Origin of the sequence: Trichocoleus sp. DQ-U1 (assembly GCF_039961925.1) — a bacterium.
Lineage (GTDB): Bacteria > Cyanobacteriota > Cyanobacteriia > Cyanobacteriales > FACHB-T130 > FACHB-T130.
This window is the reverse complement of the sequence record NZ_JAMPKB010000048.1, coordinates 35,369-45,234: the sequence shown is the minus strand read 5'-3', so window position 1 is coordinate 45,234 and position 9,866 is coordinate 35,369. Positions and strand designations below refer to the sequence as shown.

The window sequence follows — 9,866 nt, the reverse complement described above, 5'->3', positions numbered from 1 at the left end:
GGAAACCGGGGACACAGCAACATGACCAACGATTTGTCCATTCACCTCGGCAACGAGAGAAACTGTCAAGTTCCCTGAGTTACGCAAGGCATCAACAATCAACTGCTCAGTGTAGCTAGTATGGGGGGCATTGAGAAATGCGGCAGTTGTCAAGGCTTTGATGTCCGCCACATCAGAAGTAACTTCTTTTCTGATTGTTAGATTCATTACGGAGGATTACTTGATTGATTGTGTTGCAAAATTCATAAGCGATCGCGGAAGCTAGCCGTTAGGGTTTGCATGGGTGCGTGGCATTCAGTTTCTAATCTCACTCTTAGGAGGGGCAGCGATGTCTTCTATCGAGGACAACAAAATAATTGCTCGGCGCTGGTTTGAACTCATCAACGAACACAAGATTGAGGAGATATGCGAGATGACTGCCCCGACTTGGAGGATGCATGGTGGTCCGCCAGAGCTTATCCCTGGACCGGACGGGGTTCGCGAACTCTTTCGGACAATGGGTTCTATCGAGCAGAAATGGACGATTGAAGACGTAATTGCTGAGGGTGACAAAGTTGCCGTGCGTGCGATCAACACCTGTGTCCAAGACAGTTTCCTTGGCATACCCGGTGGCGGTCAGCCTCAGACATTCACGGCTACGTTCATTCATTGGATTGCTGACGGGCAGATACTTGAAACTTGGCGAAACGCTGACGATCTCGGACGGATTCTTCAGCTAGGGGCACGGATTGAGTCGGGAACGTCTGAGCAGTAGCCTGAGCAGTAGCCGTGGAGGTAGACTCGATAGTTCAAAAGGTGCCTAGCGTATTTTTCAGTACTGCGATCGCGGGCGGTAGCCTGAAGGATGGCGGTTCAAAAGTTATTTGCCTGATTCAATATCTTCAGTGAATTGTAGATAGGGCGGTGATTTAATCGTGTCGATTTTTGGCAAACTTGGGCGATTTGTAAGCTTTTGGTTGGTCGCTACTCATACCCATCCAGGTTAATTATCTTCTCCTGACTTAGCGTTTCGTGGCTCATCACCGCCTGCCTAACTAGGCTAGCTCGCCTATTTGCTTGTTCGGATTTTTGCAAAAAGCGTTCCGCCATCTCACTATCGTTCGTTTCGCCCAGATGTTTAGCCATGTGGCTCATTAACATTTCGCTCTCCTCGATCCCGCGAAGTGTTTTCCAAAGTGAGGCTTCAATAGACTCCGTTACTTCTACAAGCAGAGAATTTAGGGAATAGGCATGTCCTGTATGGCAACGGAACCGGATAATGTTGCCTTCTTTCAGTTGCAGAAGCATCCCGTGGCACTCTGGACAGGTATAGGGAGAGAGCTTCCCAAGCTTCATGATGCCGCTCTCAAAAGCATTGTCTTCCCGCGCTACTTTGACTTCAATGTCCATCTGCTCAGACACCAGATGTCCTCCTTTCTTCTCGACGGCTTCGTTTGTCATCTCAATCAATAAAGCGCCCATTTCTGCGACGGGGACGCACCAATCAACCTCTACCGCTTTCATCGCTTGGATAGGCATGGAGGCGTGAAGTGCATCAAAAGGGTCTTGGACAATCGCTTTTCCGCCTTGCTCCTTCACTGCGTACAGCCCAGATGCCCCATCATCAAGCATTCCAGTAAGAACCACCCCGATCGCTTGATTTCCATAGCTCCGAGCGGCAGAGCGGAATAAGACGTCAATCGAGGGACGAAAGCGATTTTCTTTCGGGCCCTTCGTGACTCGGACATACCCCGATTCGACAAGCAGATGGTGATCGGGGGGAGCAACATAAACCCGTCCCGGTTTGATTGCCTCTTTGTCAATTGCATGGGCGACTGGCAGCGAGCAAACCCGATCCAGAATTTGGGGCAAAACACTTGGATACGCTGGGGCAATATGCCAAACAATAAAAATAGCACCGGGAAAATTGGAGGGGAGTTGAGCAACAAGCTTTTTCAGGGCTTCCATCCCTCCCGCCGATGCTCCAATGACGACGATCTCAGGCTTTATCACTTATCTTCCTTGACTAAAGGCCATTACCTTGCGGAATTCATGATTTTTAGCGAGAGTAGAACGCATCTACTCACTCAAGTCCAGTCGTTTATGAATGGTAAAAATAGTAAGTGGTATCCTCTTGTGACTGCTAACAGCAAAAACTTATAGGCTGCTTGCGCTTGTTCGTTTCTTCCAGCTTATCGAAACTCGCCTTTGTCTAGCAGGGGAAAAATGGTCGCTAAGAGCAACTGTCTGATTGTTGGTCAATCTAGGCAAAATTCTCTTCTCAGGAGGAGAAGACAAAACTAAGCCTGTAATGCTCTTTCTATAAGCATTACAGGCTTAACCAATCGTATCCACTGCTCATTTAACGCCTTAAATCAGCGATCGCTCAACCACCATCTGATGAAATCTCCTCAATTCCGGTCAAAGTTTAGTGACGGGTTTAAGATTTGCCAGACCCCTATGAAATAGGGCATCCTGTACAATTATTTCTGGCAAAACATCCTTGAACATTTCCACCGTCTGCTGAATCCGCTCGAAATCTTCGGGATTGTCCAAGCGATCGCGTAGCGTCTCCGAAAGAGAATCGCGCACTTCTCGCTCACCAATCGCAACAACCAACTTATTTATCCCTTACCGATCATTCATGTAGGGGCATACTGCCATGCCCCTAAGCAAGGAATTGAGGATGCTTCGCGCTTTCCTGGTATCGTTTACTGTGCGTCGTCTGCGGTGTTCTTGTCGCCCTGCCCCAGCAAGGCGCGAGTAGCGGCAATCACTTCAGGCGCTGCCAGCACTAGAGACGTTAACGAGCAAACCGTCGCCACCTGGCAGTACTCGCAAAAGGCTTTGTTCTCGCTCCACTCTTCACGAGCTAGCTCAAGATTAGTCACCACGTCAATCAGGATCTTGATACCCATTGCAATGGGTAAGAGCGGGTTGCGTCTAGCGCGATCGAGACCACCCGCAGCCGCCAGCCAAGCGGTGATGGCGTAAGTAAGCACCATTATCGGGCCATCGGGTGAGTTAAATCGGCTGTAAGCATAGTTAGATGCGTCAACGCGGTCTGCATCGAATAGCGTTTGTCCGGGAGGATCGGGTAGATGGCTAATAATCCCGGTCTGATATAGGGTAACGAGCTGTCCCATCGAACCCCCTAGCATAGACAAGCCGATAATCGCTCGGCGACGGCTCATGTGAGGGTTTTGTCCTTTCCGCAGTTCCTGACTTAGTTGTTGTGGCTCCATGAAGCGCAATCCTCGATAACGTATGCGTTGACGGTCGCATCAGCTTGCACGGAGTTTTCAACCGACGAATAGAATACGCAGTCTGCATCCAATTCGGCAGCAATCGCGCCCAATGCTGCCGATGCTGATAGTCGAATAAATTGCTTACCATTTTCACGAATCGGTTTGATGCCTACCTCTGACGCTGGAGGTAGTTATAAAATGTTACAATTCATCTTTTTTTGTATTCAAAATTACAAATTGGCTTAATATTTAGATTCTTTTTTCTTCTCACGATTTTCCGTTGGTTTAAGTGAAACTCCCCTTAGGTAAGAGGTTAGCTAGTAAGCAAATAACTATTATTTAAAAGATTGGAAAATTTAAAAGCTTTTATAAGCATCTTTCCCCAAATGGAGGGTCGATTTTATGGTATCGTCTCAATCTCAAGCTAAACGCATTTTATTGGTAGATGATCTAGAGGATAATGTATCCCTCCTAGAGGAGATATTGGCGGAAGAAGGGTATGAGATTGATAGCGCTAGAAATGGTAAGTCAGCGTTAGCCAAGATAGAAGCATCGCCACCGGATTTAGTGTTGATGGATGCCATGATGCCAGGAATGGATGGTTATGAAGTAACTCGGCGGATTCGGGAAAATCCGCAACTCCCTTTTATTCCGATTCTGATGATTACGGCAAGTGAGAGTGCTAATATCCCTCAAGGATTAGAGTTAGGAGCGAATGACTTCATTCGGAAGCCGATTGATTTTGAGGAGTTAATGGCAAGAATTAAAGCATCTTTGCGATTGAAAAGTATCGTTAATCCTTCTCAATAATTTCAAGAATTATACAGTTAAAACAAAAACCAGATAAAACCAAAATTCAAGAAATTGATTCCAGGGTTTTCACTTCTAGGGGCAAGATGACGGTGAAGGTGGAGCCAAGGCCAACCTGGGATACCAGCTCGATTTTGCCTTGCATTAGGTTTACCAGTTGGGCGACAATTGCCAAACCTAAGCCAGTGCTATCGGGCATGCGATCGCGAGTTCCAGCTTGAAAGAAGGGGTCAAAAACCCGCGCCTGGTCTTCAGGAGCAATGCCAATACCAGTGTCGCTCACTGCAATAGACCAGCGGTTATCAGATAACATCTGACACGTTAATTGGACACTTCCTGTCTCTGTGTAGCGAATTGCGTTGCTTAAAAGATTCGTGACAATTTGCTGCAATCGCAAGGCGTCTGTCAGCACTTTTTCAGGAGCGCGTGCAGCAGAACTATCGGCACTAGCCGAATCAGAATCAACCACCATTTGTAGCTCTTTGGCTGCTGCCAAAGGCTCCAACATTTCAACTACATTGTTGATTAAAGAGCGTACATCTATTAGTTCTGGGTGCAGTTTTATCTTCCCTGCTGAATACCGGGAAATTTCCAGGGTATCGTTGATCAGGCGCAGTAAGTGCCTGCTATTGCGTAGCACGCGCTCAATGTGTTCCAGATTCGGGAAATTGTCTTGAACTTCAACATTCTTTCGTGAAGAGCGTAACATCAGCTCCGAGTAGCCAATAATCGAATTCAGAGGATTTTTCAGTTCGTGGGCTAGTTGAGAGAGATTATCCTGATTCGCTTTTACCAAGCGAGTGAGTTCTTGATTGGTTAACTCTACCTGACTTTGCACCTGCTGTAGTTCTTGCAATCGCTCCTCTACATAACTTTTGAAGCATTGGGCGATCGCTTCGTCGATGGTCGCGTCAATTGCATTGTAGGTTCGCATCACTTCCGGAACCGTACCCTCTAGTAAATCTGCCTCTAAAGTGGAAAAGATCGTCTGGCGCAGTAGACGATACTCTCGCGCAATTTCAGTGGTAGCGAAACCTTGTTCAGCCCGCAGAACACCATGATGCAAACTGTTCTGGACGATGGACTGAATATCGTTTTCTTGGGAGCGGGAAAGTACAGTTGCCATCGCTTTTAGCACATCAGGAATATGATTCCGGATCGCCGATCTGGGTAAATCGTCAGTGCTGGAAATCTGCCTATCCAAGCGGACTGCTTCAACCCAGTTTTTGGCGATCGCGTCTATTTTTCTAACAAGCAATTGGCTAAAATCCATGATGGCAAGAGGCGTGAGGAGGAATCGGTCAAAACCTTCTTGGCATCATTCTACATTGAGCGATCGCGCAGTTTACTTGTCGGGTAACTAGACTTTAGGAAATCTTTCCAAAGTTCAGCTTCGGCCTTTGTATTCAAAAGTACAAGCTTGCTTAACATTATGTCCTTTCTGTAGGTAGAGGATTAAATAAATTAGCAGGTTTATTTTGGTTTGTGGCTTGTTTACTAGATTGAAAGCTTTGATGATAAGAAGCGAATATAAAACTTTTTTCCAAAACTGTTTTATAGTAAAAAAAGCTCCCAAGAAATACATTTGCGAGCTTTATTAATCCTTAGAGGATGTTTGCAAAGTAAATTGTTTTACAAACAAACTCTAAAAAACCTGAAACCACTCGTATCTCAAAAACAACTCTAATAGTCACTCAGATTTTTGGCTTTGTGTACTCCGGATCGTATTAAAATATCCCTCCCACAATTGCTTCTGAGTTTCGATTGACAGACGAGCCAGCAAAGCCTGAAATTGCAGAGAACTTGCCAGCACTTCTTCCTGGAATTTCAAAGTTTTCTCGAAATTCTCGCGGTAACTGGGTGTATTGAAACCTTGCATAGTCGGCATGGTAGAAGTCCAGCTCTTGAGAATACCACTCTGCAACTCGCTTAACTGTCTGGTAAACTGCTCAAAATTATTCGCCCAATCCATTAGTGTTACTCCTGTTACTTTCTTATGGAATACCGATGGCTTGTCCACTATTTTAATCAAATAATAATTGTTGATTAGCTCTAATGGATGATTTATAAATAAACTAAATTTTTTAAGTTAATTGTAAATATAATTTACAAAAAAGCGTCTTTTGAATTTCGGCGTTACGGTCTTGGGAAAAATCCCTTTGTCGCAGAATAGGGGTTAATTTATCTGCGGGAAGCTATCACAATTGCTGGCTTGAGTTCGACTTTATTGTAAATGGTGAAACCTTCCTGAAACTAATGAAAGTAGCCTCAAGAAATATCCCGCCTTAAGTTAGTAAAGTTACAAGACCTGACATTGTAAAAAATAATGAGGATGTATGCAAGAAGCCTATATTGTCTCGGCAGTACGGACACCGCTCGGTCGGTTCGGAGGTGCGTTAGCGGGTTTTTCCCCAGTAGAATTAGGTGCCCACGTCATGCAAGCAGCGTTGGATCGGGCGGAAGTTTCGGGGGAAGCTTTAGACCTATATATCTTTGGTAATGTACTCAGGGCGGGACACGGGCAGTCTTTGCCCCGTCAGGCAGCTTTCAAAACCGGGATTCCCCAGACGGTCAACGGGTATGCAGTGGATATGGTGTGTTCATCGGGCATGATGAGCGTGATGAACGCCGCCACCGCTATCCGCTCTGGCGAAGCGGAAATCATACTTGCTGGCGGCATGGAATCCATGTCCCAGGCAGGGTTTTTCCTATCGCATCGAGGCAGATGGGGGTATAAAATGCTACTGGGTGCGCCAGAGCAACTCAGCGATATTTTACTTTACGACGGTCTTACCGATTCCACGACCGGCGAAACGATGGGAGAGCAAGCTGAGCGGCTGGCAGCAGCTTACCAAGTGACGCGGAAGGATTTAGACGAAGTAGCGCTATATTCACAAGCTAGGGCAGCGATCGCAACCGAGAACGGCTGGTTCAACAAGGAGATTGCACCCATAAGAATAGAGGGCAAAAAAGGTTTGCAACTCGTGGACAAGGATGAGGGAATTCGCCCCGAAACCACCTTGCAGAGCCTTGCCAAGCTAAAGCCTGCTTTTAGAGAAGATGGGGTGTTCACGGCTGGAAACAGCAGTCAGATATCCGATGGAGCCGCAGGTTTAGTTTTGGCAAGCAAAACGGCGGTGGAACGCTTTAAACTCAAACCCTTAGCCCGTATCCTTGGGGGAGCGTCGATAGGTGGAGAAACTTGGCGCTTCCCAGAGGTTCCGATTCTGGCAGTCAACAAGCTTTTAGACAAGCTCAAGATGAGAATCTACGATTTTGACTTGTTTGAGAACAACGAGGCTTTTGCTCTAAGCAGCGTGCTGTTCAACCGCAAGCTGGGCATTCCTTACGAGAAGCTAAATGTCTATGGGGGAGCGATCGCGCTGGGGCATCCCATCGGTGCGTCGGGGGCGCGAATTATCGTCACCCTGCTCAACGCCTTGCAGGAGCGAAATGGACAGATGGGACTGGCATCGGTGTGTCATGGAACTGGTGGCGGAACTGCGATCGCAATTGAGCGGCTTGGATAATTGACACTTCCAAGGTTTTTACAACGTATAGCCGTAGAATTCTTGGTTCTATAATCCAGCTCAGCTTTTCGTGGACTAAACCAAAACATCTAACCTGGGCTAGGTGGAAGAGAACTGGATTAACGACAAAATCAAGATATTCAATGTTTTTTTCGCTTGAAATAACCCATTTCCAAAACTAAGGTAATGGTGTTCATTCGAGTTCTCAAAGCAAGGGGTGGACAACATCTCTAAAAGCTCTATGAGTAATATTTGGGTAACTCGTATTGAGCTACATTACCTCTGCCGTGAAGCGGGTATCAATCAAATTATTTTCCTACAGGATAACAAAGCATGGTTACAACAATAGACGATACAAAGCGGATGGCGATTGGCGAAAGATTGGCAGACCTGAGAGCCTTTCAAAGTTTAATCATCTCTAACGATCAAAAACTCATTGATGCCTGCCCTTATGAAGATGTTCGCGAACGTCTCCAGAATATGCTTTCTGATGACCAGAAAAATCTGGGCATTATAGACACTGTAATCGTTCAATACGGCATTCAATCTGAACCGAGTCCTGCAACCAAGATATTTATTCCGCAGTTTGAGCAGATGATGTCCGGCGATGAGTTTACTTATTATCAGAAACTCATTCACCATGAACTGATGAAGCATGGTCAAGCCATGAGTGGAATCATGATCCACAAAGCCGCTCAAGTTGTAGGGGCTGATATTGAACTGGCAATTGGGCCTCTCAATACTGTTAACTTCGAGGGTCGCGCTCACCAAGAACAGCTCAAGGGGATGCTCGAACAGGTGGGAGTCCGCGAAATGACTGGTCAAGACGCGCATCAGGGACTCTGGGCAAGGGTGCAAGATGCAGTTGCTGCCCTATCGGGTGTAGCTGGCAGTGTGGTTACGCAAAACACTGACAAGCAAGATATGAATATCCAGACCCTTATCCGGCTGGATCATGAGAAAGTGAATACACTTTTCACTGAAGTTGGGGCGACGAAAGATCCTCAAAAGCTCCAAGAGTATTTCGGGCAAATCTACAAAGATTTATTAGCACACGCTCAAGCAGAAGAAGAAGTAGTGTACCCGAAAGTACGCTCTTTCTACGGCGATGACAACACTCAAGAGCTTTACGACGAGCAAGCGCAAATGAAGCAGATGCTCGATGAAATTAAGGCGATTGACCCTGCTAATGCCGACCATTTCAGATCAAAAATTAAAGACCTAATGGAAGTGGTTGGCGACCACATTCGCCAAGAAGAATTTACGATGTTCACGGCAATTGACAAAAATTGTAGCACTGAGCAGAAAGAGCAAATGGCTACTGAATTCAAAGCTGCCAAGAGCAAGATTCAGCAAGAAATGTCAGCCTAATTGCAATAAAAGTCAGCATCTTGCTGTACTGATTACATACACAATTCGCGATTTGTAGGGGCATGGCAATGCCATGCCCCTACGTAGGAAATTGGGCGTTAATAAATCCATCCTCCCAACCTACAACTGCAAATATTGGCGCTAAGCGGCAAAGACACTGGAATCAGTAATAGAAATAGGGGTGAAAGTGGCTCATGGTGTCTTTGGGACTGGAAGATAAAGTCGTTTTGGTAACGGGTGGTAATCGAGGGATAGGAGCCGCTATCGTCAGTCTCTTGGAGGAGCTGGGAGCTAAGGTAGCTTACACCCACCGCAGCGCTACCAATGGTCAGCATAAAGCGATCGCAATCCAAGCTGATGTAACCGACAAAGCAGCGATGGAAGCAGTAGCAGAACAGGTTGAACAGAAACTAGGGTCAATTTACGGGATTGTGGCGAATGCTGGGATTACCCAAGACAACTTTTTTCCCAAATTGACAACCGAAGACTGGGATGCCGTAATTAACACTAACTTGAAAGGCGTTTACAACACCTTGATGCCCGTTATCCCCAAAATGTACGAGCGGAAAGAAGGCTCTGTGGTTTGCATCAGCTCGATTTCGGGTGAACGGGGAAACATCGGTCAAACTAACTACGCCGCAACCAAGGCGGCTGTGATTGGTTTAACCAAGTCCCTCGCTTTAGAGGCGGCTCGTTATGGGGTACGAGTCAACGCTGTATCACCGGGATTTATTGAGACTGATATGGTTAAGTCGGTGCCAGATAAGGTGAAAGAGCGCATTGTGTCCGAGATTCCGCTTCGTCGCTTCGGTAAACCGGAGGAAGTTGCTTGGGCAGTTGCATTCCTGCTTTCACCGAGCGCAAGCAGCTACGTCACTGGCGAAGTTGTGAGAGTCAACGGCGCTCATCACACTTAAGGGCGATAGCG

Annotated in this window: 10 protein-coding genes and 1 pseudogene; 5 read left to right on the top strand and 6 right to left on the bottom strand. The window is 46.5% G+C overall.

Going from position 1 to position 9,866, the window contains the following annotated elements; all coding sequences use genetic code 11:
* Positions 1–207 (bottom strand): annotated as a pseudogene (locus tag NDI34_RS18935) (GNAT family N-acetyltransferase); the annotation flags it as partial.
* A 121-nt stretch (positions 208–328) separates the two neighbouring features.
* Here NDI34_RS18935 and NDI34_RS18930 point away from each other — a divergent pair.
* Positions 329–754, top strand: coding sequence for a nuclear transport factor 2 family protein (locus NDI34_RS18930; RefSeq protein ID WP_348233482.1), 426 nt, complete (start codon positions 329–331; stop codon positions 752–754).
* Between the two features lie 209 nt (positions 755–963).
* Here the strand turns inward: NDI34_RS18930 and NDI34_RS18925 are convergent, their stop codons facing one another.
* From NDI34_RS18925 to NDI34_RS18915, 3 genes are all read right to left on the bottom strand, one after another.
* Positions 964–1,992, bottom strand: a complete 1,029-nt coding sequence (locus NDI34_RS18925) for a chemotaxis protein CheB (RefSeq protein WP_347276233.1) — start codon at positions 1,990–1,992, stop codon at positions 964–966.
* 408 nt (positions 1,993–2,400) lie between these two features.
* Positions 2,401–2,598: a hypothetical protein gene (locus tag NDI34_RS18920; protein WP_348233481.1), complete on the bottom strand. Its 198-nt coding sequence runs from the start codon at positions 2,596–2,598 to the stop codon at positions 2,401–2,403.
* A gap of 92 nt (positions 2,599–2,690) precedes the next feature.
* The gene (locus NDI34_RS18915; RefSeq protein WP_190430598.1) at positions 2,691–3,224 is read right to left on the bottom strand and encodes a vitamin K epoxide reductase family protein; all 534 of its coding nucleotides are present in this window, start codon (positions 3,222–3,224) and stop codon (positions 2,691–2,693) included.
* A gap of 405 nt (positions 3,225–3,629) precedes the next feature.
* Here NDI34_RS18915 and NDI34_RS18910 point away from each other — a divergent pair, with 405 nt between their 5' ends.
* The gene (locus NDI34_RS18910) at positions 3,630–4,037 is read left to right on the top strand and encodes a response regulator (protein ID WP_190436182.1); all 408 of its coding nucleotides are present in this window, start codon (positions 3,630–3,632) and stop codon (positions 4,035–4,037) included.
* 46 nt (positions 4,038–4,083) lie between these two features.
* Here NDI34_RS18910 and NDI34_RS18905 read toward each other — a convergent pair whose 3' ends face one another.
* Both NDI34_RS18905 and NDI34_RS18900 read right to left on the bottom strand, forming a co-directional pair.
* Positions 4,084–5,310 (bottom strand): sensor histidine kinase, encoded by a 1,227-nt coding sequence (locus NDI34_RS18905; protein WP_348233480.1) that lies wholly within the window; start codon positions 5,308–5,310, stop codon positions 4,084–4,086.
* Positions 5,311–5,727: 417 nt separating this feature from the next.
* Positions 5,728–6,009, bottom strand: a complete 282-nt coding sequence (locus NDI34_RS18900; RefSeq protein WP_190412131.1) for a hypothetical protein — start codon at positions 6,007–6,009, stop codon at positions 5,728–5,730.
* Positions 6,010–6,373: 364 nt separating this feature from the next.
* Between NDI34_RS18900 and phaA the strand changes: the two genes are divergently transcribed.
* From phaA to phaB, 3 genes are all read left to right on the top strand, one after another.
* Positions 6,374–7,567: an acetyl-CoA acetyltransferase PhaA gene (phaA, locus tag NDI34_RS18895; RefSeq protein WP_348233479.1), complete on the top strand. Its 1,194-nt coding sequence runs from the start codon at positions 6,374–6,376 to the stop codon at positions 7,565–7,567.
* Between the two features lie 333 nt (positions 7,568–7,900).
* Positions 7,901–8,938 carry a hemerythrin domain-containing protein gene (locus NDI34_RS18890; RefSeq protein WP_348233478.1) on the top strand — a complete coding sequence of 346 codons (1,038 nt, stop codon included), beginning with the start codon at positions 7,901–7,903 and terminating at the stop codon, positions 8,936–8,938.
* A gap of 194 nt (positions 8,939–9,132) precedes the next feature.
* Positions 9,133–9,855, top strand: a complete 723-nt coding sequence (gene phaB, locus NDI34_RS18885) for an acetoacetyl-CoA reductase PhaB (protein WP_348233477.1) — start codon at positions 9,133–9,135, stop codon at positions 9,853–9,855.
* Positions 9,856–9,866 lie beyond the last annotated feature (11 nt).

Coding starts and splice junctions, on each gene's coding strand:
- NDI34_RS18910 (WP_190436182.1), top strand. CDS start 3,630: ATGGTATCGTCTCAATCTCAAGCTAAACGCATTTTATTGGTAGATGAT.
- NDI34_RS18905 (WP_348233480.1), bottom strand. CDS start 5,310: ATGGATTTTAGCCAATTGCTTGTTAGAAAAATAGACGCGATCGCCAAA.
- phaB (WP_348233477.1), top strand. CDS start 9,133: ATGGTGTCTTTGGGACTGGAAGATAAAGTCGTTTTGGTAACGGGTGGT.
- NDI34_RS18900 (WP_190412131.1), bottom strand. CDS start 6,009: ATGGATTGGGCGAATAATTTTGAGCAGTTTACCAGACAGTTAAGCGAG.
- NDI34_RS18930 (WP_348233482.1), top strand. CDS start 329: ATGTCTTCTATCGAGGACAACAAAATAATTGCTCGGCGCTGGTTTGAA.
- NDI34_RS18915 (WP_190430598.1), bottom strand. CDS start 3,224: ATGGAGCCACAACAACTAAGTCAGGAACTGCGGAAAGGACAAAACCCT.
- phaA (WP_348233479.1), top strand. CDS start 6,374: ATGCAAGAAGCCTATATTGTCTCGGCAGTACGGACACCGCTCGGTCGG.
- NDI34_RS18890 (WP_348233478.1), top strand. CDS start 7,901: ATGGTTACAACAATAGACGATACAAAGCGGATGGCGATTGGCGAAAGA.